Source organism: Leclercia sp., from assembly GCF_036780805.1.
Classification (GTDB): domain Bacteria; phylum Pseudomonadota; class Gammaproteobacteria; order Enterobacterales; family Enterobacteriaceae; genus Enterobacter.
This window is the reverse complement of the sequence record NZ_DAIQCE010000001.1, coordinates 819,050-845,432: the sequence shown is the minus strand read 5'-3', so window position 1 is coordinate 845,432 and position 26,383 is coordinate 819,050. Positions and strand designations below refer to the sequence as shown.

The following is a 26,383-nucleotide window of genomic DNA, read 5'->3' as shown; positions in this document are numbered from 1 at the left end:
TTCAGGTTTTCATTTTGGTAACCCTGCTATAACAAACGCTTTCCAGAGAGGGAGCGTTAATATGGAAGCACTGAGCCGCGAAACATTAGAACAACAGATGGCGCACGCCGTTGGCCGCTCGACCACTTTTACCGTCTGGCCCGATAATGAGGCCCCTGGCGCGCACACCAGCGACGCCGTCTTTACCCCCGAACCCCGCCATACTGGCACCTCCGACTACGATCGCGCAGTCACCGGCATCCGCGCGCCGGAGATCGCCGTTTACGCCCCCGCCCGCCCTAACGGCGTGGGTATTCTGGTGGCACCCGGCGGTTCATACCGTCGCGTGGTGCTGGATAAAGAGGGCAGCGCGCTGGCCTCCTTCTTTAACGCCCGCGGCTATACCCTGTTTGTGATGACCTACCGTATGCCGGGGGATGGTCATGAAGAGGGTGCCGACGCGCCGCTGGCCGACGTGCAGCGGGCGATGCGGGTGATCCGCGCCGGTGCTCAGGAGTGGAAGCTGGATCCGGCCCGCATTGGGGTGTTGGGCTTCTCCGCAGGTGGGCACGTAGCGGCCAGTCTCGGCACCCGGCACGATGAAGCGGTGTATGCCCCGGTGGATGCCGCCGACGAGCTCCCTGCCCGCCCGGCCTTTATGGCGCTGGTGTATCCGGTGATCACCATGCGTGACGCGCATCACCATTCGGGGTCGCGCCATGAGCTGATCGGGGATAACCCGACAGAGGAGCAGATCCACCACTACTCGCTGGAGGAGCGAGCCACCCGTGACGCGCCGCCCACCTTCCTGCTGCATGCCGCCGACGACCCGGCGGTGAAAGTCGAAAACAGCCTGGCGATGTTCAGCGCCCTGCGCCGCCTGGGCGTCCCGGCTGAGATGCATATCTTCGAGCGTGGAAAACATGGGTTTGGCATCCGCGATGCCCAGGGCCTGCCGGTGGCCGTCTGGCCGGAGCTGATGATGAACTGGATTGCGAGCAAGGTGTGAGTCTGTTGTGCCGGGTGGCGGCTACGCCTTACCCGGCCTACAGGACCGGTGCCGGTTTGTGGATGTTGTAGGCCGGATAAGCGCAGCGCCACCCGGCAAGCAGACGGATGTGCCGCCTGATCCCCTCACCCCAACCCTCTCCCGCAGGGAGAGGGAGAAAACCGGTGCCGGGTTGTGGGTGTTGTAGGTCAGGTAAGCGCAGCACCACCCGGCAAGCAGACTGCTCCCCTCTCCCGCAGGGAGAGGGGGAAAACCGGTGCCGGTTTGTGGATTTTGTAGGCCGGGTAAGCGCAGCGCCACCCGGCATGTTCAGCTTCAGGACTGCAAATAGACCACCTGGGTCTGCAGATACTCATGCAGACCGTGTTTACCATCTGCCCCGCCGATCCCGGATTTACGCCAGCCCGCGTGGAAGCCCTGCATCGCTTCAAAGTTCTCGCGGTTGATGTAGGTTTCACCGAACTTCAGCCCTTTGATGGCTTTCATCGCCACGTTCAGGTCCCGAGTGTAAATCGAGGACGTCAGGCCATAGTCGCTGTCATTGGCCATCTTCAGCGCCTCTTCCAGGGTATCAAACACCACCACCGGCAGCACCGGCCCGAAGGTCTCTTCGTGCATGATGGTCATGTCCTGACGCACGTCGAGCAGCAGCGTCGGCGGATAGTAATACCCTTTCCCCTCTGCCGCCTTGCCGCCCAGCACCACTTTCGCCCCCTGCTGTACCGCCAGCGCCACTTTCTGCTCGACGCGCTCCAGCGCCGCAGCGTTGATCAGCGGCCCCATGGCGATGTCGTTGCGCTCGGCCGGGTTGCCAAACTGCACCGCCTTCATCGCTTCGCCGAGACGGTTCACAAAGCGGTCGTAGATGCCTTTCTGCACATACACGCGCTCGGCACAGTTACAGACCTGCCCGGTGTTGATCACGCGGGAGTCAACAATGGCTTTCACCGCCAGCTCCAGATCCGCATCGTCCATCACGATGGCCGGGGCTTTACCGCCCAGCTCCAGACAGACTTTGGTGATGTTCTTCGCCGCCGCGGCCATGATCTTCTCGCCTGCCCCCACGCTGCCGGTCATGCTGACCAGGGCCACTTTCGGGTTGCCCGCCAGCTCCTGGCCCACGGTTTCACCCCGGCCCAGCACCAGGTTAAAGACCCCCTTCGGCAGGCCAATCTCGTCAACAATTTTGGCAAAGGCAATGGCGTTGTTCGGCGTGAATTCGCTCGGCTTGATGACGATGGTATTGCCGGTCAGCAGCGCCGGACCCAGCTTGCGGGCGATCAGGAAGAACGGGAAGTTCCACGGCAGAATACCGGTGGTCACGCCAAGGGCGCGTTTGAACAGCAGGATGTTTTCGCCCGGGCGATCGCTCTGGATAATTTCGCCCTCGTAGCGACGCGCCCACTCGGCCATGTAGTCGAGATAGTCGGCGGTGAACGCCACTTCCACCTCCGCGAGCTGCTGAATTTTGCCGCCTTCAGCCACGATCAGAGCGCTGATTTCACTGGCGCGCTCACGAATACCGGCGGCGATTTTACGCAGCCAGCCCGCGCGCTGAATGGCGGGCAGCGCCTCCCAGTCGGCCTGGGCGCGCTCGGCGGCGTCGATGGCCTTGCGGGCCTCTTCGGCGCTGCCGTCGGGAATACGGGAAATGACCTCTTCGGTGGCGGGATTGATCACATCAATCCAGGCATCACCCTGCCAGGCAACAAACTGTCCATCGATATACATAGGATGTTGTACGGGTACTGTCATGACCTGCTCCTGTAATTGCACTGTTTTTAACAAGTAAAATTATTGTTAAAAACTACAGTTCCCGATCGGCAATCCCAGTCTATCGCGCTGTTTTTGTGAGATATCTCATAAAAGAAACGGGTCAGCAGGAGGAATTAATTACAATTCGACAACAAAGCGTGCCCGTTTGCGGGAAAGCCATCGCAAACGGGCATCAGGTTACAGCAGGGAGCGGCTGGTCAACGCCTCGGTGAGAATGGCGTCGTTACGCAGGATCTGCCAGGCGGCCTCCACCTCGGCAGGAATATCGACATGAACGATGAAATCACGGCCAAGCGGGCCATAGCCGTTAATGTCATCGCGCAGGCGCGGGAGCTCACCCAGCACCAGCGACAGATACCGCTCCACCGGCCACAGCCCCTCGCCGCCGCCGCGGAATACCAGCCCGTCTTCGCTGTTCTGCAGCTGCGGGATGATGCCCGGATGACTGGTCCATTCCGGCGCATCCGGCTTATCGCGCCAGACCCGGGCAAAGGTGGCCATGGTGCGGCGCTGCATGGTCGGGTCCTGGACTACAATCCCGCGTTTCACCGCCAGCTGATGATGGGTAATCATGGCGGCGCTGAAGCGGGCATTTTCACCGCAGTTGGTGGACTGATCTTCCACCAGCAGACGTTCCGACGGAATATGCCAGAACTCACGGGCGATCTCCGCCAGGATGGTGGCTTCGGCTTTACCGGTGGTACGTACTCGGTTGTAACGCGGGTGTTGCGCAATGGCAGCGTATAAAAAGGTGGTCGAATGGCCAATGCCGCCGCTGATCAGCAAAGGGATGGCAAGCTCCGATGCCAGACGACAGGCCGCGTCAATGGAGGGGATCACCGCATTACCGGCCAGCACCACCAGATCCGGCTGCAGCGCGGGCGGATTATAAGGAAGATTATCTTCAGCAAGCCAGGCCCCGACGGTATTGACCGCGGCCAGCGTTTTATCCGGCAGAGATGGGAAGATTGTGAGACTCATCGTTACCTCCTTCCAGCAATTACGTTAAGGGTAACGCGCGGGCCGTCGGTTAACAGAGGATCCCTCTGAAAGCGAAATCGGCAGTTGCCCTATAAGAATAGTCATTAAACTGAAATAACCAGAAACGTCCAAAAATCAGGCGGTTGCACCTGCATTATATGCTGCAATTTACGCCATTAAAAAAATTAAGCGCCAGAAATATCACTATCAAAAGCAGTGATTGCTGCTTATTTCAGCGTGATCTGACCAGTTTTCGCCTCTCACTGCTTGCCAAAAGTAACAGCCCTCCCTAAGTTGCTTAACAATTCGACAACCTTTTTCGTTTATGGGTTGCACCCGAAGCGCGCCGGGTGTCACCCGCTTCATCATCCACTGGGCGGGATCACGGGTATGACACAACAACACGAAAGCAGTACCGCAGTTTTACGCAAAAATAAAAAGGTGCTGATCGCCAGCCTCACCGGCAGCGCCATTGAATGGTTTGACTATTTTCTCTACGGCACGGCCGCCGCGCTGGTGTTTAACAAGATCTTCTTTCCGATGGTCGACCCGGTCATTGGCCTGATTTTGTCGTATCTCTCGTTCTCATTAACCTTCTTTATCCGCCCTATTGGGGGCGTGATTTTCGCCCACATCGGGGATCGTATCGGGCGCAAAAAAACGCTGGTGTTAACCCTGTCGTTAATGGGGGGTGCAACCGTGATGATTGGCCTATTACCCACCTATCAGCAGATTGGCCTCTGGGCCCCGGCCCTGCTGATCCTGATGCGCATTATTCAGGGGATGGGGATCGGCGGCGAATGGGGCGGTGCTCTGCTGCTGGCCTATGAGTACGCCCCGGAGAAGCGCAAAGGGTTCTTCGGCAGTATTCCGCAGGCCGGGGTGACTATCGGCATGCTGATGGCGACTTTTATCGTCTCGCTGATGACCCTGTTCAGCGAAGATGATTTCCTCTCCTGGGGCTGGCGTATTCCGTTCCTGCTGAGCTCGGTGCTGGTGCTGCTGGGCCTGTGGATCCGCAAGGATATCGACGAAACGCCGGAGTTTAAAAAGGTTAAATCTTCCGGCAAGGTGGCCAAAGCCCCGCTGCGCGATACCCTGAAATACCACTGGCGCGAAGTGCTGATCGCCGCCGGGCTGAAGGTGGTTGAGACCGCCCCGTTCTATATCTTCTCCACCTTTGTGGTCAGCTACGCCACCACCACGCTCAGCTATCAAAAATCGCAGGCGCTGGAGGCGGTCACCCTCGGAGCGCTGGTGGCGACAATTATGATCCCGCTGATGGGGCTGCTGTCGGATAAGGTCGGTCGCCAGCGGATGTATGCCGTCAGCGTTTTTGTCCTCGGCCTGTTTATCGTGCCGTGGTTTATGCTGCTCAACACCGGCACCACCTGGGGCATTGTGCTCGCGACCGTGATTGCCTTCGGCGTGCTGTGGGCGCCGGTCACCGCGGTGCTCGGCACCCTCTGTTCGGAAATTTTCACCGCCAACGTGCGCTACACCGGCATCACCCTCGGCTATCAGCTGGGCGCTGCCCTGGCGGGCGGCACCGCGCCGCTGATTGCTACCGGCCTGCTGGCGAAATATCACGGCGACTGGGTGCCGGTGGCCTGGTATCTGGCGATCACCGTGACCATCTCCCTGATTGCCATCTTCTGCGCCAGCCGGATTAAACGCGCGCCGGTCGTCAACGCACAAACCAACGAACTCTGATCCCCAGGCGGCCAGCGTCGCTGGCCGCTATCATACTTACCGCTCACATTTGCTTAACCCGCTATTATCATATTCACTTGAAAGATACTTTGCGGCAGAAGTAGAATCATTAGCCCTCTAATTAATCATTAACACCACAGGTATTTACCGCTATGCGACTGCCCCAACGCGACCCCTATGCTCCTCGCGAGTGGCAGCCTCACGAAAAGCCGATGCTGTTAGGCTCGCCGTCCACGCCGGTGCACAGCACCCCGAAACGCATCGCCTACGGGGTGGTGGGTCTGCTGGTCTGTCTGACCGGGGCGCTGGGCAATGCGATGGTTGCCGCCAACCTGCAAAATTTGCAGGGCACCTTCTCCGCCTGGTCCACCGAGATCGCCTGGCTGCCCGCGGTCTACGTGATGACCAACGTGTCGATAAACCTGCTGCTGGTGAAGTTTCGCCAGCAGTTTGGCCTGCGCGCCTTTACCGAAGGCTTCCTGGTGCTGTATGTGCTGGTGACCTTCTTTCACCTGTTCGTCAACGATCTCAGCTCGGCCCTGATGGTACGCGCCGCCCACGGTATGGTGGCTGCGGCGCTGAGCTCGCTGGGGATCTACTATCAGATCCAGGCCTGGCCGGCGAAGCATCGTCTGAAGGCCCTGACCATCGGCATCACCGGTTCGTCACTGGCGATCCCCATTGCGCGGCTGTTCTCCACCGAGCTGCTGCAGCTGGACGAGTGGCGCGGGCTCTACCTGTTTGAACTGGGCCTGGCGCTGATCTCGCTGGGCTGCGTGATCGCCCTCAAGCTGCCCCCCGGCGACCGGCGCAAGGTATTCGAGAAGAAAGATTTCATCACCTTTATCCTGCTGGCCCCGGGGATGGCCCTGCTGTGCGCGGTGCTGTCGCTCGGACGGCTCGACTGGTGGTTTGAAGCGCCGTGGATCGGCTGGGCGCTGGCAGGTTCGCTGGTGCTCATCGTCTCCGCGGTGGTTTTCGAGCATAACCGCAGCAACCCGCTGCTGAATACGCGCTGGCTCTCCAGCGGCAGTATCCTGCGCCTGGGGCTGATCATGCTGCTGATCCGCATCGTGCTGGCAGAGCAAAACACCGGCGTGATCGGCTGGCTGCAGTATGTCGGCCTGCAGAACGAACAGATGACCCACCTGGCATGGGCGATTTTTGCCGGGATCGCCTGCGGTATCGCCGCCAGCTGCCTGACCATCAAGCCGACCAAACTCGCCTGGCCGATTATCACCTCGCTGGTGCTGATGATTATCGCCTCGCTGCTCGACAGCCAGTCCACCAGCCTCACCCGCCCGGATCAGCTGATGCTGAGCCAGTTCCTGCTCGGATTCGGCAGCGCCTTCTTCCTCGCCCCGGCGATGCTGGCCGGGATTGGCGGAGTGATTGCCGACCCGCGAAACCTGGTCAGCTTTTCGGTGCTGTTCGGCATGAGCCAGAACATCGGCGGCCTGCTGGGTTCCGCGATTCTGGGTACCTTCCAGACCTGGCGCGAGAAGTACCACTCCGGCCTGCTGGCCGAACAGCTCACCAGCCTCAACCCGCTGGTGAATGAGCGGCTACAGCTCTACAGCCAGATGTACCAGAGCCAGATTGGCGACAGCGCCCTGCTGAGCACCCAGTCGGTGCTCCAGCTACAGAACACCAGCACGCTGGAGGCAAATATTCTCGCTTACAACGATACTTATCTTCTGACGGCTGGCATTGCCACCGCCACGCTGGTCTGGATTTTATGGCGCTTGCTGCGCCTGCGCATCACCGCCCGTCTGGCACTGAGAAAGGCCACCGGCAGTCAGTAATGGATAAAAATAAATGATGTTTCTGGAGAAGTTATGAGTCAGCAGGATGCCGCTAAAGAGCAGGCCAATACCCGTAATAATCTGCGCGTGGTGTCAATCTTCGCCGCCGCCGCGATCGGCATCGTCGGCGTGCTGGTGATCCTCTACGCCTGGCAACTGCCGCCCTTTACCCGCCACGTCCAGTTCACCGATAACGCCTACGTGCGCGGCCAGACCACCTTTATCAGCCCCCAGGTCAATGGCTACATCACCGAGGTGAAGGTGCAGGATTTTGAGCAGGTGAAGAAAGGCGATCTGCTGCTGCAGATCGACGACCGCATCTACCGCCAGCGGGTACACCAGGCCGAGGCCCAGCTGGCGATGAAAATCGCCAGCCTGAATAACAACCTGCAGCAGCGCAAAAGCGCCGAAGCGGTGATCCAGCGTAACGATGCGGCGCTGAAAAACGCCCGCGCGCAGAGCCAGAAAACCCAGGCCGACCTGAAACGGGTGAAAGACCTCACCGCCGACGGCTCGCTGTCGATCCGTGAGCGGGATGCCGCCCTGGCGAGCGCCGCCCAGGGCAGCGCCGACATCGACCAGGCGAAAGCCACGCTGGAGATGTCGCGCCAGGATCTGCAGACCGCGATCGTCAACCGCGCCGCGCTGGAGGCCGACGTCGAAAACGCGAAGGCGGCGCTGGAGCTGGCGCAGATCGACCTGCAGAACACCCGCATCGTTGCCCCGCGCGACGGCCAGCTGGGGCAGATTGCCGTCCGCCTGGGTGCCTACGTGACCGCCGGAACCCATCTCACCACCCTGGTGCCGCCGCAGCACTGGGTGATCGCCAATATCAAAGAGACCCAGCTGGCGAACCTGCGCGTCGGCCAGCCGGTGAAATTTACCGTCGACGCCCTGAACGACAAAGCCTATGAAGGCCGGGTGCAGAGCATTTCTCCCGCCACCGGGGTGGAGTTCAGCGCCATTACCCCGGATAACGCCACGGGCAACTTCGTGAAAATCGCCCAGCGCATTCCGGTGCGCATTGAAGTATTGGGCAAGGCAGAAGACGCGGCGCGGCTGAGGCCGGGGATGTCGGTGCAGGTGACGATTGATACCCGGGAGGCAGAATGATCCGCCGCCCGCTCACCGCCCTGCTGATTGCCGCCGCCCTGAGCGCCTGCCAGTCGGTAGATGTCACCCCGGCAAAACCGACCCTGCAAATCCCCGCCCAGTGGCGGGCCAGCACCGGCCCTGCCAGCCCGGCAGAGCAGATGTGGTGGCGTAATTTTCACGACAGCCATCTCAACGCCTACGTGGACCAGGCCCTGCGCAACAACAGCGACGTGCTAATCGCCAGGGAGCGGATCAACGAGTATCAGGCGCGGGTCTATGCCAGCGAGGGCAGTCTGTTTCCCACCCTGGATGCCAATCTGAATGCGGGTCGCGCCCGATCCCAGTCGGCGGCCACCGGTTTGCCCACCTACGGTGCGCTGTATAAAGGCAGCCTGACCGCCAGCTATGACGTGGATATCTGGGGTGTGAACCGCCGCACCACCGATGCCGCCCAGGCGACCCTCGAGGCGCAAAAAGCGGCCGCCGCCGCGGCAGACCTGACGGTGGCCTCGTCGGTGGCCTCGGGTTACGTCACCCTGCTGGCGCTGGACGAGCAGCTCCGGGTGACGCAGTCGACCCTCAAAGCGCGGGAGGAGGCCTTTAACCTGGCGCAGCGGCAGTATCAGACCGGCTACAGCTCGCGCCTGGAGCTGATGCAGTCCGACTCCGAGCTGCGCTCGACGCGGGCGCAGATCCCGCAGGTGCAAAATCAGATTGCCCGCCAGGAGAATGCCCTGACTCTGCTGCTGGGGAGCAACCCGGGGGCGATTGCCCGCAGCGCGGATTTCGACACCCTGACCCCGCTGCGCATCCCGTCGCAGCTGCCTTCGTCGCTGCTTAATCGCCGCCCGGACATTGTGCAGGCGGAACGCCAGCTGATCGCCGCCGATGCCTCGCTGGCGTCCGCGCGCGCCAGCCTGCTGCCGTCGATCAACCTGACCGCCACCGGCTCGATTCAGGATCGCACCCTGCCCGGCCTGCTGGACAACCCGCTGGAGCTGTGGAGCATCGGCGGCAGTATTTTGGCCCCGCTGCTGAACCGGCAGGCGCTGAACGCCCAGGTGGACATCGGCCAGTCGCAGCGTAACCAGGCGCTCTACAGCTATGAAAAAACTGTGCGCAACGCTTTCAAAGAGGTGAATGACAGCCTCGATGCCATCACCCGGTACGGCGAGCAGCTGACCGAGCTGGTGGCGCAGCAGGAGGTCGCCCAGGAGACATTGCGGATCGCGCAGAACCGCTATAACAATGGCTATTCCTCCTATCTGGACGTGCTGGACGCCCAGCGTACGCTATTCTCGGTGCAGACCAGCGTGGTGCAGGCGAAAAATAACCTGCTGCTGGCGCAGATCGATCTGTATAAGGCGCTGGGGGGCGGGTGGTCTGAAAACATGCCCGGTGGCGCTACGCTTACCGGGCCTACAGGATCGTAGGCCGGGCAAGCGAATGCGCCGCCCGGCGTTTTTGGGTGACAATTCTCACTAAGGGGTCAATCTATGCAACAACAGTGGTCTGCCGTAGATAATTACATGATTTCCGAGCTTATTCCTCAGGATGAGGTGCTTGAGCAGGTGCTTGAGAATAACCAGCGAGCCGGTTTACCGGCGCACGACGTCGCCGCCAATCAGGGTCAGCTGCTGGCGCTGTTTGTGCGCATGACCCAGGCCAGGCGCATCCTGGAGATCGGCACCCTGGGGGCCTACAGCAGCATCTGGATGGCGCGTGCCCTGCCACCGGACGGGAAGCTGATCACCCTCGAGGCCGATGCGGTTCACGCGAAGGTCGCACGGCAGAACATCCATCTGGCAGGGCTGGAGCAGCGTATCGAGCTGATTGAAGGCCCGGCCCTGCTCTCTCTTGAACGCTTCGACAACATTCCGCCCTTCGATCTGATCTTTATCGATGCCGACAAACCGAATAATCCGGGCTATCTGGAGTGGGCGCTGCACTACTCCCGGCCAGGCACGTTGATCATCGGTGACAACGTGGTGCGCGACGGAGAAGTGATTAACGGCCAGAGTGATGATGCCCGGGTGCACGGCGTGCGGCGGTTTATTGAGATGATTGGCGATAACCCGCGCCTGACCGCGACGGCATTACAGACGGTGGGCGTGAAGGGGTGGGATGGGTTTACGCTGGCGATGGTGAACGGGTAAGGCATTGTGCGGCCTGATGCCCTCACCCCGACCCTCTCCCACAGGGAGAGGGAGAACACCGTAGGCCGGGCAAGCGCATGCGCCGCCCGGCGTTTTTTAAGCCGAAATCTGCTCCATCGCCTGCAAAATACGCTTGTCGGAGATGGGGTACGGCGTCCCCAGCTGCTGCGCAAAGAAGCTGACGCGCAGCTCTTCGATCATCCAGCGGATCTCCTGCACGTCTTCGTCATCGCGGCGGGTCGGTGGTAGCTTGTTGAGCCACTGCTGCCAGCGCTGCTGCACTGCTTCCACCTTCAGCATCTGCGCCCGGTCGCGGTGCGGATCGACCGCCATCTTCTCGAGACGTTTTTCAATCGCCTGCAGATAGCGCAGCGTATCGCCTAAACGCTTGTACCCGTTGCCGGTGACAAACCCGCGATAGACCAGCCCCGCCATCTGGGCCTTCACGTCCGACAGCCCCAGCGCCATGGTCATATCCACCCGCCCTTTCAGACGCTTGTTGATATTGAACACCGCGGTGAGGATCTGCTCGACCTGCTTCGCAATGTTGACCACCGTCTCGTTGAGTTCGGCGCGCACTTTTTCGTGCAGCTTCGCAAAGCCCTCTTCGGTCCACACCGGGCCGCCCGCGGCGTGGATCAGCTGGTCCACGCCACAGGAGATGCAGTCGTCGATCAGATCCAGCACCTTGCCGTACGGGTTAAAGTAGAGCCCCAGCTTGGCTTTGTTCGGCAGCTTCTCGTGCAGATACTTGATCGGCGACGGGATGTTCAGCAGCAGTAAACGGCGCAGCCCGCGCCACATCGCCTGCTGCTGCTCCTGCGGGTTATCGAACAGCTTGATCGCCACGCTGTCGCGCTCGTCCACCAGCGCCGGCCAGGCTTTCACCTTATAATTGCCGCGCTTCTGCTCGTAGCTTTCCGGCAGCTGACCAAAGCTCCAGATATGCAGCCCGCTCTGTTCGATACCGTCGTCGGCCACGGCAGAGAGGGTCTCCTGCACTTTGCCTTTCAGCGCCTCTTTCAGTTCGGTCAGGGAGCGACCTTCCTGTAGCTTTTTGTTCTTCTCGTCCACCACGCGGAAGCTGATTTTCAGGTGATCGGGCACCTGATCCCAGTGCCAGTCTTCCCGGTCGATGGTGACACCGGTCATCCGGCGCAGCTCGCGCTCCAGCGCATCCAGCAGCGGCAGCTCCAGCGCCGCCACCCGGCCTAAAAAAGCTTCGGCGTAGTTCGGCGCAGGCACAAAGTTGCGACGCACCGGCTTCGGCAGGGATTTGATCAGGGCGATAATCAGCTCGCGCCGCAGGCCGGGAATTTGCCACTCGAAACCGCTCTCTTCCACCTGGTTAAGCAGCGGCAGCGGGATGTGGACGGTTACGCCGTCGGCATCGGTGCCCGGTTCAAACTGATAGCTCAGGCGCAGCTTGAGGTTGCCCTGATGCCAGAAGTTCGGGTAATCGAGCTTGCTGACCTGCTCCGCCCCCTCTTTGATCAACATGCTCTTTTCAAAGTTGAGCAGATCCGGGGTGTCGCGGCTGACCTTTTTCCACCAGCTGTCAAAGTGGCGGGCCGAGACCACGTCGTGGCTGATGCGCTGGTCGTAAAACTCAAACAGCGTCTCGTCATCCACCAGGATATCGCGGCGACGGGTTTTATGCTCCAGCTCTTCCACTTCGCTGCGCAGCTTCAGGTTTTCCCGGAAGAAGGCGTGACGGGTCTGCCAGTCACCCTCCACCAGCGCGTGGCGGATAAACAGCTCGCGGGAAAGCACAGGGTCGATCTGGCTGTAGTTAACCTTACGCGCGGCCACCACCGGCAGGCCGTAGACGGTGACCTTTTCCGTCGCTATCACCGCGCCCTGCGCCCGCTCCCAGTGCGGTTCACTGTAGGAGCGCTTCAGCAGATGTTGCGCAACCGGCTCAACCCACTCGGGATCGATACGTGCGGCAATGCGGCCCCACAGGCGGCTGGTCTCCACCAGCTCGGCCACCATTGTCCATTTAGGCGGCTTCTTGAACAAACCGGAGCCCGGGAAGATGGAGAAACGGGCGTTACGCGCGCCGGTAAATTCCTGCTTATCGGCATCTTTCATCCCGATATGCGACAGCAGACCGGTCAGCAGCGCGATGTGTATTTCACGATACTCCGCCGGCTCGCTGTTCACCGGGATGCCCAGCTCTTTCACCACCTGACGCAGCTGGGTGTAGATATCCTGCCACTCGCGCACCCGCAGGTAGTTAAGGTAATCCAGCTTGCACTGGCGGCGGAACTGGTTCGACGACAGCGCTTTTTGCTGCTCGCCCAGATAGTTCCACAGGTTCACAAAGGCGAGGAAGTCAGACTCTTTGTCGTGGAAGCGGCGATGTTTTTCGTCGGAGGCCTGCTGTTTGTCCATCGGGCGCTCGCGCGGATCCTGAATGGAGAGCGCCGAAGTGATGATCATCGCCTCGCGCACGCAGCCGTGTTTTTGCGCCTCCAGCACCATCCGCGCCAGACGCGGATCCACCGGCAGCTGGCTGAGCTGACGGCCCTGCGGGGTCAGCTTGTAGGCGGTGGCCTGCTCGTCGGTGGTGATCGCCCCGAGCTCTTCCAGCAGGCGCACGCCGTCCTGGATATTGCGTTTGTCCGGCGCTTCGACGAACGGAAACGCCGCGATATCGCCCAGCCCGAGGGCGGTCATCTGCAGGATGACCGACGCCAGGTTGGTGCGCAGAATTTCCGGGTCGGTAAACTCCGGGCGCGACAGGAAATCGTCTTCCGAATAGAGACGAATACAGATCCCTTCAGACACGCGGCCGCAGCGGCCCTTACGCTGATTTGCCGAGGCCTGCGACACTGGCTCAATCGGCAGACGCTGCACCTTGGTGCGGTAGCTGTAGCGGCTGATACGCGCCGTACCCGGGTCGATAACGTATTTAATGCCCGGCACGGTGAGGGAAGTTTCCGCCACGTTGGTCGCCAGCACGATACGGCGGCCGCTGTGGGACTGGAACACGCGGTTCTGCTCGCTGTTGGACAGACGCGCATACAGCGGCAGGATCTCGGTATGGCGCAGGTCGCGCTTGCTGAGCGCGTCGGCGGTATCGCGGATTTCGCGCTCCCCGCTCATAAAGATCAGAATATCGCCCGGGCTTTCATTGCCCAGCTCGTCTACCGCGTCGAAGATGGCCTGCAGCTGATCGCGCTCGGTGTCGTCGGCATCTTCCACCATCGGACGATAACGCACTTCTACGGGATAGGTACGCCCGGAGACTTCAATGATCGGCGCATTGTTGAAGTGGCGCGAAAAACGTTCCGGGTCAATGGTGGCCGAAGTAATGATGACTTTCAGATCCGGGCGACGCGGCAGCAGTTCGCGCAGATAGCCCAGCAGGAAGTCAATGTTCAGGCTGCGCTCGTGCGCTTCATCGATGAGGATGGTGTCGTACTGCATCAGCAGCCGGTCCTGCTGGATCTCCGCCAGCAGGATCCCGTCGGTCATCAGCTTAACCATGGTGTTATCGCTGACGTGATCGCTGAAACGCACCTTGTAGCCGATGCAGCCGCCCGGCTCGGTTTGCAGCTCTTCGGCGATACGGTTCGCGACGGTACGCGCCGCCAGACGCCGCGGCTGGGTGTGGCCGATCAGGCCTTTGATCCCACGCCCCAGTTCCATACAGATTTTAGGCAGCTGGGTGGTTTTACCGGAGCCGGTCTCCCCCGCCACAATCACCACCTGGTGATCGCGCACGGCCTCGAGGATCGCCTGTTTCTTCTGGCTGACGGGCAGGTTTTCCGGGTAGGTAATTTCCGGGCGCGCGGCTTCGCGCAGCACGACCTTACCCGCTGCCTGTTCAATCTCTTTTGCCATCTCCTGGTAGATAGCCTGTTGTGCATCAGGATTTTTAACCTTCTTGACCCCGTGGAGACGGCGGGCAAACCGCTGTTTATCACGCAGCATCAGCGGTTCCAGCTGTTGCATCAGCATCGGGAAGGTTAATTTCTGTTGTTCTGTCATAGCGTTAACGGGCAGTGCACTGCCGGATAAAATCTCTTTTTAATGATTGATATAGAGTACCACATCGCCGGTTTTTGCGCCTTATTCAAAAATTTCGAACATAGGCTTCGATATATTGCGCTATCCCTGCGACAGGATTGTGAATAGAGTGTCAGCAAGCAACGGGGTAACCCCCCCTCATCAAATACATAAAAGGAATCACCCATGAGCAAAGTATTAGTTCTCAAATCCAGTATTCTGGCAGGGTACTCTCAGTCTGGTCAGCTGTCTGATTATTTCGTTGAGCAGTGGCGTGAACAGCACAGCGGTGACGAAATCACCGTCCGCGATCTGGCCGCTCAGCCAATCCCGGTACTGGATGGTGAACTGGTTGGTGCCCTGCGTCCAAGCGATGCGCCACTGACCCCACGTCAGCAGGAAGCGCTGGCGCTGTCCGATGAGCTGATTGCCGAACTGCAGGCGCACGACGTGATCGTGATTAACGCCCCGATGTACAACTTCAACATCCCAACGCAGCTGAAAAACTACTTCGACCTGGTAGCTCGCGCGGGCGTTACCTTCCGTTACACTGAGAAAGGCCCTGAAGGTCTGGTGACCGGTAAACGTGCGGTCGTGCTGTCAAGCCGTGGCGGTATTCATAAAGATACCCCAACCGACCTGGTTGCGCCGTACCTGACCCTGTTCCTGGGCTTCATCGGCATAACCGACGTGAACTTCGTGTTCGCTGAAGGTATCGCCTATGGCCCGGAAGTGGCGACTAAAGCGCAGAACGATGCGAAAGCCGCGATCGACAGCCTGGTGGCTGCATAAGGTTTCCCACTCCCACCGCCCGGTGGGAGTTTTTTTATTCCCCCCTGCTTTAACCCACAACTTTACGAGACGCCTCGTAAATTCAGCATCCCTTAAAATTTTCCTGGCATTATCCTGGTTTTGGTCACGACCGATGTACGCCGTTAGGTGTACAGGGTACCTTTGTCTGGATAATTACAAACGTACGAAGAGGTGTGAAATGGATTTTTTTGACGAACTTAAAACCTCCCTTGAAGAGGCGGTGGAGATCAAAAGCGGGAAAAAAGCCCCTGCCCGCGTGACCCGTTATGAGATTGCCGATGTAAAAGCGATCAGAGAGCAGCTCAACGTGTCTCAGGCTGAAATGGCAAAAGCACTGGGCACCAGCGTGGACACCATTAAAAGCTGGGAATCCAGACGGCGTAACCCAACCGGTCTGGCGGCAAAAGTGCTGGCCACCATCCAGGCAAACCCGGCGTTCTTTTACGAACTGGCTGCGCATTAAATGGTCGCTTTAACGAAGCGAACAGCGGAAATGAAAAAGCCCCAGCAATATATTTTGCCGGGGCTTTTAGGTTACTACCAAATTAATAATTAACATTCATCAACTTAATTACACACTACAACTTCAAAGATGTACGTATTCTCACAGGATTACCGATTAAACAAGTTAACGCTACCTCCTCTGATAAGTATGTGAAATAACATCATTTCCTGTCGTGTACATCACCCACGCGATATATACTCTTGATGCGTTGCCTTAATTGCGTCGCGATAGTCTTAACGCCATACTTACGTCCCCAGATCGCGACCATTACTCTTTGAAACAAGGCCTTACATCATCGCGTTGACTTCCCCATCATGCGATCGTACTGATTTACTGCATGGCCTGAAAGCGTGTTCACACTGGCATTTACTTATTACCAGGACCCAAACTACACTACTTCGTGGCCTTTATCGCATCTCTTTACTGCTTTATTACCGCACCGTGAAACATTTATTTCTCTGTGGTGCTGAGTTCTAATTTACTCATTATAGACGCACTGTCAACACGCAAATCACGCCCTATTATATTTTCTTGTTTAATATCATTAAAACAGATAATTACGTGATCCCGATCTCGTTTTGTCAGGAGTTTTGCCGCTCAGCTGGACGATTTTGGACGCAGATTCTCGTCAAACACCAGCCGCTTACGGTCCGGCTCAACCTCGTGCAGCGGCTCAACCTGATGCATCGTCTGCTTACAGCGTTCCACCAGCGTCTGATACTCCCGGGTGCCCTGCTGCTTCCACGCTTTTTCCTGCTCGCTCAGCACGCGGATCGCTTTGGCCGGGCTGCCGATAATCAGATGGTCGGCCGGCATTTCCGCTTTCGCTTTCACAAACGCGGCCGCACCGACGATACTGTTTTCGCCAATCACCGCCCCGTCGATGATCACCGCATTCATCCCCACCAGCGCATTCCGGCGGATGATGCAGCCATGCAGAATGGCGCCGTGACCAATATGGCCCTCTTCTTCCACCACCGTATCCTGCTCCGGGAAACCGTGCATGATGCAGTTGTCCTGAATATTGGCCCCGTCTTTCACCACGATACGGCCAAAATCGCCGCGCAGGCTGGCGTTGGGCCCTACGTAGACGCCCTTGCCGAGGATCACATCGCCAATCAACACCGCGGTCGGGTGGACGTAGCTCTCGGGTGGAACAACCGGGGTCATCCCGTCGATTTGATATACAGGCACATTACCTCCTTTACGCAGGCGTCAGGCCGCCGAAGCGTTGCCAGTAAGAGGCGCCCGGCGACGGCAGTTCGCCAACGCTGGTCTCCCCTTTCTCACTGACAAACGCCAGCGCACCCGGCGCGACGCGCTGATAAATATTGATGCACAGCTGGCGGGCCGTCTGGCCTGCCCAGTGCGATGGGAGTAACTCTTCCGGCAGGAGCGGATCCTTGAGCACCACCCGGCGATAAAAATGGATCAGCAACAGCTGGATCTGGAAGCAGCGTTCCGGGGTCAGCTCCTCCGGGGTGGCCTCACGCAGCAGCGGCAGCAGCGGCCGGAAGGAGTCGATAAAGGTTTCATACATGACGTTCTGCTCGCTGAGCTGCCAGCACTCCTCAACCCGGGCGCGCAGCGCGGCGCGGGAGAGCGCCAGCGGCGAATGCGCCTCAAAGCAGATCACGTTCTCGGCGACGCCCGCTTCGTGCAGCAGGGTCTGTACGTCCGCCAGCTGTTGCGACGGCGAGGCCATCAGGCTGGGTGCCAGGGTGCCGAAGCCTTGCCAGATCAGCTGCTTTTTCACATCCGCCAGCGTCGCTTTATCCATCCCTTCAGACAACAGCAGCAGCCATTTGCCGTCCCAGGCAGGAAGCTCCGCACGGTAAATTTTCGCCTCTGCTCGCCGGGTTAAGCGCAGCCCTTTGTCGCTCAGCCGGTAAAAGCTGCGTCTGCCGATGCGGACCACATCCAGCCAGCCCTCCTTGTTCAGGCGGAACAGCGCGGTACGCACGAAGCGTTCGCCAAATCCCATCCCCTCCAGCAGTGCCGCCAGGCTACCCAGCCAGACTTCGCCCCCGCGATGGGAGAGCGCATCACCGTACAAAGAGGAGATCAGCGAAGTACCGCTGACGGGAACGGAGCTGACCGCGTGCTGAATAAAGGCGTCGAGTTTACTCATCTGATTCATTCTGTTGTGATTATTTTTCCGGATGAATCATAGCATAGCGCCAGAGGCGCGACCCTCCCCAACATGGAGAGGGTCAGCAGCCAGGTTAGCCGTTGGCGGCGACCTTACGCAGGTCGAAGACGCGGCAGGCTTTGCCTTCGGAACGCGGGATGCTGCCGCAGTTCACAATCGTCACGTCGGTGGAGATCCCCACCATCGATTTAATGCGGTGGCGCAGCTCATGGCACACGTTGCAGCGCTGCTCGTGGGTCAGGGTTAAGCTGCTCTGTTTCAGCTCCACCTTCACCGAAAGCGAATCAAGATGGCCCCGGCGATTGACCTCCAGCTGGTAGTGCGGCGACAGGTGCTCGAACTTCACGATCTCCTCTTCCAGCTGGGACGGGAAGACGTTGACGCCGCGGATGATTAACATGTCGTCGCTACGTCCGCTGATGCGATCCATCCTGCGCATGGTGCGGGCGGTGCCCGGCAGCAGGCGGGTCAGGTCGCGGGTGCGGTAGCGGATCACCGGCAGCGCCTCTTTAGTCAGGGTGGTGAACAGCAGTTCGCCCTGCTCACCGTCGGCCAGTGGCGTGCCGTCGTTCGGGTTGACGATCTCCGGGTAGAAATGATCTTCCCAGATGGTCGGGCCATCGGCGGTTTCGATACACTCCATCGCCACGCCCGGGCCCATCACTTCGGACAGACCGTAGATATCGAGGGCGGTGATCCCGAGGCGTTTCTCAATTTCGCGACGCATCGCCAGGGTCCAGGGCTCGGCACCAAAGACGCCGACGCGCAGGGAGCACTGGCTGGCATCGCCGCCCATCTGACGCTCAAGCTCTTCGATCAGGTTGAGGCAGTAGGACGGCGTCACCATGATCATATCCGGCTGGAAATCACGGATCAGCTGGGCCTGTTTCTCGGTCTGGCCGCCGGACATGGGGATGACCGTCGCGCCTAAACGCTCGGCACCGTAGTGAGCCCCCAGCCCGCCGGTGAACAGGCCATAGCCGTAGGCGACGTGAATTTTGTCCTTCGCGCTGCCCCCGGCGGCGCGCAGGGAACGCGCCACAATGTTGGCCCAGGTATCAATGTCGTTTTGCGTGTAGCCGACCACGGTCGGTTTCCCGGTGGTCCCGGAAGAGGCATGAATACGCACCACCTGCTCCATCGGCACCGCGAAGGTGTCGAACGGATAGTTGTCGCGCAGATCCTGTTTGGTGGTGCACGGGAACTTACGGATATCCGCTAACTCTTTGAAATCGTCAGGGTGGACCCCCGCGGCATCAAACTTGCGCTTGTACATCGGGACGTTGTTATAAGCGTGTTCTAACGTCCACTTCATGCGCTGGGTTTGCAGGGCCTGCAGCTCATCCACGGACGCGGTTTCGATTGGGTCAAGTTTAGTGGTCGAAGTGGCTGTCGTTGTCGTTGCTGTCGTTGTGATTGTCATTGTAGGGTACTCACATTTTATAATTGTTCAGACACGCTCAAGGATCATGGCAATGCCCTGACCGACACCAATGCACATCGTGCAGAGCGCATAGCGCCCCTTACGACGATGCAGCTCGTTGCTGGCGGCCAGCGCCAGACGGGCCCCGCTCATGCCCAGCGGATGGCCTAAGGCTATCGCGCCCCCGTTGGGGTTTACATGCGCAGCATCGTCCGGCAGCCCCAGCTCGCGCAGCACGCCCAGCGCCTGCGAAGCAAAGGCTTCATTCAGTTCGATAACGTCCATATCGTTGATGCTCAGGCCCGCGCGCTCCAGCACGCGGCGGGTGGCAGGCACCGGGCCGAGTCCCATCAGACGCGGTTCGACACCGGCAGTCGCCATCGCCACGATGCGGGTCCGCGGGGTTAAGCCCTGCGTTGCCGCCATCTCTTCGCTGGCGATAATCAGCGCCGCAGCACCGTCGTTGACGCCGGAGGCGTTGCCCGCGGTGACGACCCCACCGGCGCGGAACGGGGCTTTCAGCCCGGCCAGCATCTCCAGGGTGGTGTCCGCGCGCAGATGTTCGTCATGCACCACTTCGGTCACTGCCCCTTTTTTGCCTTTAATCATCACCGGAACGATCTCCTGGGCCAGAATGCCGTTGGCCTGGGCCTGAGCGGTGCGCTGCTGGCTGCGGAACGCGAAGGCGTCCTGGTCTTCGCGGGAAATTCGTAACAATTCTGCTACATTCTCTGCCGTTTCCGGCATGCTGTCAGAACCAAATTGCTGCGCCATGAGCGGGTTCACAAAACGCCAGCCGATGGTGGTATCGAATATTTCATTCTGGCGCTGGAAGGCGCTGGTGGCCTTACCCATCACGAACGGCGCGCGGGACATCGACTCCACGCCACCGGCGATCATCAGGTCGCCATCACCGGCGCGGATGGCGCGGGCGGCAAAGCCCAGCGCATCCAGACCGGAGCCGCACAGGCGGTTCAGGGTGGTGCCGGAGACGGTCTGCGGCAGCCCAGCCAGCAGCAGGGACATGCGCGCCACGTTGCGGTTGTCTTCCCCCGCCTGGTTGGCGCAGCCAAAAATCACATCATCAATACGTTCCGCATCCAGACCCGGATTACGCGCCAGCAGCTCGCGCAGCGGGATAGCGCCCAGATCGTCCGCGCGCACGCCGGACAATGCCCCGGCATAGCGGCCGATGGGGGTACGGATCCCGTCACAAATAAAGGCGTCACGCATTATGCTTCTCCTGTAATAGTGCCGCCGATGCGGTGGGATTTCCCACGGAACAGGGCAACGGTTTTTTGCTGTTGGTTAACAATCTCAATGTCGTACACGCCGGTCTGTTTCCCCTGATGGCGCACCTGCGCGGTGGCGGTGAGCTTGTCGTGGGCAAAGGCCGGACGAACAAAATCGATAGTGCAGCCCGAGGCCACCGCCGCCAGCCCCTGGCTGTTGCAGGCGTAGGCGAAGGCGGTGTCGGCGAGGGTAAACAGCTGGCCGCCGTGGCAGCTTTTGTGGCCGTTGAGCATCTGCGGCGTGACGGTCATGGTCAGGACTGCCATGCCCTCATCCATCTCAATAATGTCGATGCCATAGGCCTGGGCGCAGGCATCGTTTTCATACATGGCGCGGGCGTTGCGCCAGGCGTTATGACTCATAGCTACTCTCCAGAAGCGCACGCTGGCGCAGCAGGGATGACGGGCGATAGCGTTCTTCGCCGTAGTGGCGTTGCAGGTTTTCCAGAAGGATCAGCAGACGCTGCCAGCCAAGCTGTTCTCCCCAGGCCAGCGGACCGCGCGGGTAGTTCACCCCGAGGCGCATGGCGGTATCGATATCCTGTTCGCTGGCGACCCCTTTTTGCAGGGCGTCGAGCGCTTCGTTGACAATCATCGCCACCGTGCGCCAGATCAGCAGGCCGGGATAATCGGCCACCTGCAGGACGCGCTTGCCCTGCTGCTGCAAATGCCAGACCGCTTTCAGTGTCGCGTAGACCGGGTTGCTGGCCGCAGCCGCAATTACTGCGACATCCCCTTCCTGACGATCGACCACCACCACCGGCTGGCCGTAACGGTTCGCCAGCGCCTGGGCAGTCTCGCCCTGGGTTTCGATCAGCAGCAGGTCGTCAATTTCGGTGACACCGTCACTTCTTCGCTGCACGTGCATGGCGCTCCAGGTATCGCCAACGGTCTCCAGCCAGTTCACTGCAGGCTTGTCGCTGCGCCAGTTGTAAACACCCTGGCCGCTCTTTTTACCTAAACGCCCCGCCAGGACCAGCTCCTGCTGCACCAGCGACGGCAGAAAACGACGCTCCTGCCAGAAGGCGTTGAATACCGAACAGGTGACGGCGAAGTTGACGTCCTGGCCGATCATGTCGGTCAACTCCAGCGGCCCCATCGGGAAGCCCGCGCCGTCGCGCAGCGCGGCGTCGATAACTTCCGGCGCGGCAACCTGCTCTTCCAGCGCGCGCCAGGCTTCGGCGTAGTACGGACGCGCCACGCGGTTAACGATAAAGCCCGGGGTGGACTGGCAGCGCACCGGCTGTTTGCCCCAGTTCACCGCCAGCTGGCTCAGCTGCTCCACCACTTCTGCGGAGGTCGCCAGCCCGCTCACCACCTCCACCAGCTTCATCACCGGGGCCGGGTTAAAGAAGTGCAGCCCGGCAACGCGCTCAGGGTGGCGCAGCTCGGCGGCAATGGCGGTAATCGAGATAGAAGACGTGTTGCTGGTCAGCAGCGTGTTGGCCGGGCAGATCTCCGCCAGCTGGGCAAACAGCGCCTTTTTGACTGCCATCTGCTCAGAGGCGGCTTCAATCACCAGATCGGCCGCCGCCAGGGCGTGAATGTCGGTCACCGGAATCAGGCGCTGGAGCGTCTGCTCGCTCGCCTGGGCGCTCAGCTTGCCGCGCGCCACGCGGGATGCCAGACGACTGCGGATCCCGTCGATGGCGCGGGAGATGGCCTCGGCGTTAATGTCATACACCAGCACCGGATGGCCGTGGCTGGCCGCCACTTCAGCGATCCCGGCTCCCATGATGCCGCTGCCAATGACCGCCACGGTATGAATAGTCGTCATCTTATTTCCCCGTGAACTGCGGCGCACGTTTGTTGAGGAAGGCGCTGACGCCTTCGCGGTAGTCGGCGCTGCGTCCGGCCAGGCGCTGATAGTCGCGCTCCAGATCCAGCTGGGCCTCAAGGGTGTTGGTTTCGGCGGCGTTGATCGCCTGCTTGATCAGTCCTAAGCCAAAGGTCGGCTGGGCGGCCAGATGCACGGCCAGCTGGCGGGCGGTGTCGGTCAGTTCGGCGTCATCTACCACCTGCCAGATCATCCCCCAGGCCTGGGCCTGCTCGGCGCTGATCTTCTCTCCCAGCAGGGCCAGGCCCATCGCCCGGGCGCGGCCGGTCAGACGCGGTAGCAGCCAGGTTCCGCCGGAATCCGGCACCAGACCCAGCTTGCTGAAGGCCATCACAAAGTTCACCGAGCGGGCGGCGATGACGATATCGCAGCCCAGCGCCAGGGTGGCACCGGCGCCGGCGGCGACGCCGTTGACCGCGCAGATCACCGGCTTCGGCAGTTTTGCCAGGCGCTTAACCAGCGGGTTATAAAATTTCTCCACCGACATTCCGAGGTCCGGCGCGGGGCTGTTCGGGTCGACGTTACGGTCGTTGAGATCCTGCCCGGCGCAGAAACCGCGTCCGGCCCCGGTAATCAGCAGGCAACGCACATTGTCGTCACGTTCGGCCTGCTTCAGGCACTCGGCCAGCTGAAGATGCATCTCCTCGTTAAAGCTGTTGAGACGCTCCGGGCGATTCAGGGTGATAGTCATAACGCCCTGCTCAACGTGACTCAGAATGAAATCCATGATTAGCGTCCTTTAAAGTCGGGGGTGCGTTTTTGCAGAAAGGCAGCAATGCCCTCACGGCGATCCTCGGTGGCCGCCAGCAGGGTAAAGAGCTGGCGCTCCTGGGCCAGCCCGGCCTGCAGGGCCACCTCCTGAGACTGGCGCAACGCCTGCTTCGCCGCCTGCAACGCCAGCGGCGAGTGGCGCGCCATCAGCGCGGCCTGCTGGAGGGCATATTCCAGGGTCAGGGCTTCGGGGTATACGTCGCTCACCAGACCCGCGGCCAACGCCTGGCGGGCGGTAATGCTCTCCCCGGTCAGCACCATTTTGCTGGCCAGCGATTTACCCACGCTGCGGATCAGTCGCTGGGTACCGCCCGCGCCCGGCATAATGCCCAGCGTAATTTCTGGCAGACCAAAACGGGCATTCTCCCCGGCAATCACCACATCGCACAGCAGCGCCAGCTCACAGCCCGCGCCCAGCGCATAGCCGTTAACGGCGGCAATCAGCGGTTTGCTGAAGGCGTTGATCCGCGCCCACAGCTGGGGGCGAATGTCGTTGAGGGTGGCGGCCAGATCTTTTTCGGCCATCTCGTTGAGATCGGCCCCGGCGGCAAAGAAGCGTTCGTTGCCGCCGATCACGCACACTGAAATCTCGCTGTCGGTCGCGGCGGCTTCGAGGGTGGTCGCCAGCTCGCTCAGCAGAGCATTGTTCAGGGCGTTGCGGGCCGCCGGGCGGTTCAGGGTCAGGTGCAAAACCCGACCCTGACGGGTGACAATCAGATCGCTCATGCCATCCCCTTCGCGTCAAAGTCCACCACCACGTCGTGGGTCAGCGGCAGGGCCTGGCAGCTCAGAACGTAGCCCGCCGCCAGTTCGTCCGGCTCAAGGCTGTAGTTGGTGACCATGTCCACCTTGCCGCGCACCACTTTGCATTTGCAGGTGGCGCAGACCCCACCTTTACAGGCGTACGGCAGATCGGCCCCCTGGCGCAGGGCGGCGTCGAGAATGCTCTCGTCGTCGGCGGTGAGGGTGATCTCGCGGTCGCGCCCGTCCTGGCGCACCGTCACTTTCTGCCCTTCCACCTGTACGGTATGGGCGCGTTTCACGCTGGTGCCCGGGGTGTTAAAGCGTTCCAGATGCAGCGATTTCTCCGGCATCCCCAGCGCTTTCAGCGCCTGCTCGGCGTCGTCCATCATTGCCGCCGGGCCGCAGATAAAGGCTTCGTCAAACTGGCTGAAGTCGATCAGGTGTTTTGCCAGCGCCTGCAGCTTTTCGCCGTCGATGCGCCCGTGCAGCAGCTCGCTGTCCAGCGTCTCCTGGCTGAAGATGTTGACCACCTGCAGGCGGGTCGGGTAGCTGTCCTTCAGATCCGCCAGCGCCTGGCGGAACATCATGCTCTGGCTGCTGCGGTTGCCGTAGATCAGCGTGAACTGGCTGTTGGGTTCGGTTTTCAGGGTGCTGGAGATAATGGCCAGCATCGGGGTGATGCCGGACCCGGCGGCAATCGCCAGGTAGCAGCCTTCACGCTCCGCCAGCGGCTGATAGCCAAAGTGACCCTGAGGCACCATCACCTCCAGCGCCATCCCCTGTTTGATCTCATCCCGGGCATAGCGCGAGAAGCGCCCGCCGTCGATGGCTTTTACCGCCACGCTGATTTCGCCCGGCTGTACGCTGCGGCAGATGGAGTAGCAGCGGCGCAGCTCTTCCCCCGCGAGACGGGCCTTCAGCGTCAGATGCTGGCCCGGACGGAAGCGATATGCCTCCTGCAAAGCCTGGGGAACCGCGAAGGTGATGGTCACCGCATCGCGGGTTTCGGGTTCCACTTTTGCCACCGTTAAGGAATGAAACGTTGTCATGGCGACCTCAAATACATTTGAAATAGTCGAAGGGTTCCCGGCAGCTGTCGCAGCGATAGAGCGCTTTGCAGGCCGTGGAACCAAATTCACTGATCATCGTGGTGCGGGTGCTGGCGCAGCGCGGACAGGTCACCTCGGCGGGCAGATGCGCATGGCAGCTGTGGCCGGCCGGGGGGCTGATGCCGTACTGACGCAGGCGCTCCCGGGCGTCCGGGGTCATCCAGTCGGTGGTCCACGCCGGGTCGAGCTGGAGGGTGATCTGCACCGGGGCATAGCCGTGGGCGCTCAGCGTGTCGCGGATCGCCCCCATCAGATGGTCGGTAGCCGGACAGCCGGAATAGGTCGGCGTAAAGCCGATAGCCCAGCCTTCACCCTGCGGGGTAACGCTGCGCACCATACCTAAGTCGGTAATGGTCAGCACCGGGATCTCCGGGTCCGGGATCTGGCTTAACAGAGACCAGATCTGCGGGACGGCGGCAGGTGCGAGTTCGACGGCATGCTGCATAGTGTTCTCCTGCGTTACCACTGCTGCCCGGGATAAACGCGCTGCAGATACTGCATCTCTGCCAGCATCGGTCCCAGATGTTCGGTGTGCAGCCCTTTACGGCCGCCGCTGCGGTAGGCTGCTTCCTCGGGCACGCTCAGCGTCGCCGCCTTCAGCCCGGCAAAGACTTCCGCTTCCCACTCGTCACGAAGGGTGCGCGGATCGACGGAGATACCCTCGGCCACCAGGGCTAAGTCGATCTCGTCGGCCTCGAACAGCTCGGCGGTGAAGCGCCACAGGTCGTTCACCGCCTGCTGCATTTTCTGCCCGGAGACGGCGGTGCCGTTACCCAGGCGTTCCAGCCAGCCGCGGCTGAAGCGCAGGTGGTAGCGGGCTTCTTTGATGGATTTGGCGGCGATGGCGGCAAGCTGCGCATCGCGGCTCTGGGTCAGACGGGTAAACAGCGCCACGTGCCAGGCGTCGATAAAGTACTGCCGGGCGAGGGTGTCGGCGAAGTTGCCGTTCGGCTGTTCAACCAGCAGCAGGTTGCTGAACTGGCGTTCGTCGCGCTGGAAGGCCAGCGTGTCTTCATCGCCCGCGCCTTCCAGCTCGGCAGCGTAGGTTAAGAAGTTGCGCGCCTGACCCAGCAGGTCGAGGCCGATATTGGCCAGCGCGAGGTCAATCTCCAGCTCCGGAGCATGGCCACACCAGGCCCCAAGACGCTGGGAGAGCACCAGGCCGTTATCACCCAGGCGCAGAACATATTGCGTTAACATTTTCAT

22 protein-coding genes are annotated in these 26,383 nt (G+C 60.6%); 8 read left to right on the top strand and 14 right to left on the bottom strand.

The annotated features are described in order from the left end of the window. The first annotated feature begins 61 nt into the window (after positions 1–61). Positions 62–988: an alpha/beta hydrolase gene (locus V7Q49_RS03885; RefSeq protein ID WP_333849418.1), complete on the top strand. Its 927-nt coding sequence runs from the start codon at positions 62–64 to the stop codon at positions 986–988. A gap of 315 nt (positions 989–1,303) precedes the next feature. Here V7Q49_RS03885 and aldA read toward each other — a convergent pair whose 3' ends face one another. Both aldA and V7Q49_RS03875 read right to left on the bottom strand, forming a co-directional pair. Continuing rightward, positions 1,304–2,743 (bottom strand): aldehyde dehydrogenase, encoded by a 1,440-nt coding sequence (gene aldA / locus V7Q49_RS03880; RefSeq protein ID WP_333849416.1) that lies wholly within the window; start codon positions 2,741–2,743, stop codon positions 1,304–1,306. 198 nt (positions 2,744–2,941) lie between these two features. Then, positions 2,942–3,745 (bottom strand): YdcF family protein, encoded by an 804-nt coding sequence (locus V7Q49_RS03875; RefSeq protein WP_333849415.1) that lies wholly within the window; start codon positions 3,743–3,745, stop codon positions 2,942–2,944. Positions 3,746–4,135: 390 nt separating this feature from the next. Here V7Q49_RS03875 and V7Q49_RS03870 point away from each other — a divergent pair, with 390 nt between their 5' ends. The 5 genes from V7Q49_RS03870 to V7Q49_RS03850 all read left to right on the top strand — a co-directional run bounded on the left by V7Q49_RS03870 (position 4,136) and on the right by V7Q49_RS03850 (position 10,514). Next, positions 4,136–5,458 (top strand): MFS transporter, encoded by a 1,323-nt coding sequence (locus V7Q49_RS03870; protein ID WP_333849414.1) that lies wholly within the window; start codon positions 4,136–4,138, stop codon positions 5,456–5,458. 152 nt (positions 5,459–5,610) lie between these two features. Then, positions 5,611–7,263, top strand: a complete 1,653-nt coding sequence (locus V7Q49_RS03865) for an MFS transporter (RefSeq protein ID WP_442913055.1) — start codon at positions 5,611–5,613, stop codon at positions 7,261–7,263. A gap of 33 nt (positions 7,264–7,296) precedes the next feature. Further along, positions 7,297–8,376, top strand: a complete 1,080-nt coding sequence (locus V7Q49_RS03860; protein ID WP_333849413.1) for an HlyD family secretion protein — start codon at positions 7,297–7,299, stop codon at positions 8,374–8,376. Then, entirely contained in the window at positions 8,373–9,791 is a 1,419-nt protein-coding gene (locus V7Q49_RS03855; RefSeq protein ID WP_333849412.1) for an efflux transporter outer membrane subunit, read from the top strand. Before V7Q49_RS03860 ends, V7Q49_RS03855 begins: the two co-directional genes overlap by 4 nt. A 63-nt stretch (positions 9,792–9,854) precedes the next feature. Beyond that, positions 9,855–10,514 carry an O-methyltransferase gene (locus tag V7Q49_RS03850; protein WP_333849411.1) on the top strand — a complete coding sequence of 220 codons (660 nt, stop codon included), beginning with the start codon at positions 9,855–9,857 and terminating at the stop codon, positions 10,512–10,514. 96 nt (positions 10,515–10,610) lie between these two features. Here the strand turns inward: V7Q49_RS03850 and hrpA are convergent, their stop codons facing one another. Next, positions 10,611–14,513, bottom strand: coding sequence for an ATP-dependent RNA helicase HrpA (gene hrpA, locus V7Q49_RS03845; RefSeq protein ID WP_333849410.1), 3,903 nt, complete (start codon positions 14,511–14,513; stop codon positions 10,611–10,613). A 204-nt stretch (positions 14,514–14,717) separates the two neighbouring features. Between hrpA and azoR the strand changes: the two genes are divergently transcribed. Both azoR and nadS read left to right on the top strand, forming a co-directional pair. Beyond that, entirely contained in the window at positions 14,718–15,323 is a 606-nt protein-coding gene (azoR, locus tag V7Q49_RS03840; protein WP_333849409.1) for an FMN-dependent NADH-azoreductase, read from the top strand. A gap of 199 nt (positions 15,324–15,522) precedes the next feature. Continuing rightward, positions 15,523–15,807: a NadS family protein gene (gene nadS, locus V7Q49_RS03835; protein ID WP_333849408.1), complete on the top strand. Its 285-nt coding sequence runs from the start codon at positions 15,523–15,525 to the stop codon at positions 15,805–15,807. Between the two features lie 639 nt (positions 15,808–16,446). On the opposite strand, the gene paaY is transcribed toward nadS, so the two are convergent. From paaY to paaC, 11 genes are all read right to left on the bottom strand, one after another. Further along, positions 16,447–17,043, bottom strand: a complete 597-nt coding sequence (paaY, locus tag V7Q49_RS03830; RefSeq protein WP_333849407.1) for a phenylacetic acid degradation protein PaaY — start codon at positions 17,041–17,043, stop codon at positions 16,447–16,449. A gap of 10 nt (positions 17,044–17,053) precedes the next feature. Continuing rightward, a complete protein-coding gene (paaX, locus tag V7Q49_RS03825) occupies positions 17,054–17,989 on the bottom strand; it encodes a phenylacetic acid degradation operon negative regulatory protein PaaX (RefSeq protein WP_333849406.1) in 936 nt (311 codons plus the stop codon). A gap of 85 nt (positions 17,990–18,074) precedes the next feature. Further along, a complete protein-coding gene (gene paaK, locus V7Q49_RS03820; protein WP_333849405.1) occupies positions 18,075–19,424 on the bottom strand; it encodes a phenylacetate--CoA ligase PaaK in 1,350 nt (449 codons plus the stop codon). 27 nt (positions 19,425–19,451) lie between these two features. Next, positions 19,452–20,657, bottom strand: a complete 1,206-nt coding sequence (pcaF, locus tag V7Q49_RS03815) for a 3-oxoadipyl-CoA thiolase (protein WP_333849404.1) — start codon at positions 20,655–20,657, stop codon at positions 19,452–19,454. Beyond that, a complete protein-coding gene (gene paaI, locus V7Q49_RS03810) occupies positions 20,657–21,079 on the bottom strand; it encodes a hydroxyphenylacetyl-CoA thioesterase PaaI (RefSeq protein ID WP_307763795.1) in 423 nt (140 codons plus the stop codon). Before paaI ends, pcaF begins: the two co-directional genes overlap by 1 nt. Next, a complete protein-coding gene (paaH, locus tag V7Q49_RS03805) occupies positions 21,069–22,493 on the bottom strand; it encodes a 3-hydroxyacyl-CoA dehydrogenase PaaH (RefSeq protein WP_333849403.1) in 1,425 nt (474 codons plus the stop codon). The genes paaI and paaH overlap by 11 nt, the downstream gene beginning before the upstream one ends. Before the next feature lies 1 nt (position 22,494). Further along, a complete protein-coding gene (gene paaG / locus V7Q49_RS03800; protein WP_333850482.1) occupies positions 22,495–23,283 on the bottom strand; it encodes a 2-(1,2-epoxy-1,2-dihydrophenyl)acetyl-CoA isomerase PaaG in 789 nt (262 codons plus the stop codon). Continuing rightward, positions 23,283–24,050, bottom strand: a complete 768-nt coding sequence (paaF, locus tag V7Q49_RS03795; protein WP_333849402.1) for a 2,3-dehydroadipyl-CoA hydratase PaaF — start codon at positions 24,048–24,050, stop codon at positions 23,283–23,285. Before paaF ends, paaG begins: the two co-directional genes overlap by 1 nt. Then, a complete protein-coding gene (gene paaE / locus V7Q49_RS03790; protein ID WP_333849401.1) occupies positions 24,047–25,117 on the bottom strand; it encodes a 1,2-phenylacetyl-CoA epoxidase subunit PaaE in 1,071 nt (356 codons plus the stop codon). The genes paaF and paaE overlap by 4 nt, the downstream gene beginning before the upstream one ends. Positions 25,118–25,124: 7 nt before the next feature. Continuing rightward, a complete protein-coding gene (gene paaD, locus V7Q49_RS03785; protein WP_333849400.1) occupies positions 25,125–25,622 on the bottom strand; it encodes a 1,2-phenylacetyl-CoA epoxidase subunit PaaD in 498 nt (165 codons plus the stop codon). A 14-nt stretch (positions 25,623–25,636) separates the two neighbouring features. Continuing rightward, positions 25,637–26,383, bottom strand: coding sequence for a 1,2-phenylacetyl-CoA epoxidase subunit PaaC (gene paaC / locus V7Q49_RS03780; protein ID WP_333849399.1), 747 nt, complete (start codon positions 26,381–26,383; stop codon positions 25,637–25,639).

What these genes read in the sequence shown, in the direction of transcription:
- pcaF (WP_333849404.1), bottom strand. Translation starts at nt 20,657, where the DNA reads ATGCGTGACGCCTTTATTTGTGACGGGATCCGTACCCCCATCGGCCGC.
- paaF (WP_333849402.1), bottom strand. Translation starts at nt 24,050, where the DNA reads ATGAGCGATCTGATTGTCACCCGTCAGGGTCGGGTTTTGCACCTGACC.
- V7Q49_RS03855 (WP_333849412.1), top strand. Translation starts at nt 8,373, where the DNA reads ATGATCCGCCGCCCGCTCACCGCCCTGCTGATTGCCGCCGCCCTGAGC.
- aldA (WP_333849416.1), bottom strand. Translation starts at nt 2,743, where the DNA reads ATGACAGTACCCGTACAACATCCTATGTATATCGATGGACAGTTTGTT.
- V7Q49_RS03870 (WP_333849414.1), top strand. Translation starts at nt 4,136, where the DNA reads ATGACACAACAACACGAAAGCAGTACCGCAGTTTTACGCAAAAATAAA.
- paaX (WP_333849406.1), bottom strand. Translation starts at nt 17,989, where the DNA reads ATGAATCAGATGAGTAAACTCGACGCCTTTATTCAGCACGCGGTCAGC.
- V7Q49_RS03875 (WP_333849415.1), bottom strand. Translation starts at nt 3,745, where the DNA reads ATGAGTCTCACAATCTTCCCATCTCTGCCGGATAAAACGCTGGCCGCG.
- nadS (WP_333849408.1), top strand. Translation starts at nt 15,523, where the DNA reads ATGGATTTTTTTGACGAACTTAAAACCTCCCTTGAAGAGGCGGTGGAG.
- paaD (WP_333849400.1), bottom strand. Translation starts at nt 25,622, where the DNA reads ATGCAGCATGCCGTCGAACTCGCACCTGCCGCCGTCCCGCAGATCTGG.
- paaC (WP_333849399.1), bottom strand. Translation starts at nt 26,383, where the DNA reads ATGAAAATGTTAACGCAATATGTTCTGCGCCTGGGTGATAACGGCCTG.
- paaH (WP_333849403.1), bottom strand. Translation starts at nt 22,493, where the DNA reads ATGACGACTATTCATACCGTGGCGGTCATTGGCAGCGGCATCATGGGA.
- paaK (WP_333849405.1), bottom strand. Translation starts at nt 19,424, where the DNA reads ATGACAATCACAACGACAGCAACGACAACGACAGCCACTTCGACCACT.
- V7Q49_RS03885 (WP_333849418.1), top strand. Translation starts at nt 62, where the DNA reads ATGGAAGCACTGAGCCGCGAAACATTAGAACAACAGATGGCGCACGCC.
- V7Q49_RS03865 (WP_442913055.1), top strand. Translation starts at nt 5,611, where the DNA reads ATGCGACTGCCCCAACGCGACCCCTATGCTCCTCGCGAGTGGCAGCCT.
- V7Q49_RS03860 (WP_333849413.1), top strand. Translation starts at nt 7,297, where the DNA reads ATGAGTCAGCAGGATGCCGCTAAAGAGCAGGCCAATACCCGTAATAAT.
- V7Q49_RS03850 (WP_333849411.1), top strand. Translation starts at nt 9,855, where the DNA reads ATGCAACAACAGTGGTCTGCCGTAGATAATTACATGATTTCCGAGCTT.
- paaI (WP_307763795.1), bottom strand. Translation starts at nt 21,079, where the DNA reads ATGAGTCATAACGCCTGGCGCAACGCCCGCGCCATGTATGAAAACGAT.
- hrpA (WP_333849410.1), bottom strand. Translation starts at nt 14,513, where the DNA reads ATGACAGAACAACAGAAATTAACCTTCCCGATGCTGATGCAACAGCTG.
- paaE (WP_333849401.1), bottom strand. Translation starts at nt 25,117, where the DNA reads ATGACAACGTTTCATTCCTTAACGGTGGCAAAAGTGGAACCCGAAACC.
- azoR (WP_333849409.1), top strand. Translation starts at nt 14,718, where the DNA reads ATGAGCAAAGTATTAGTTCTCAAATCCAGTATTCTGGCAGGGTACTCT.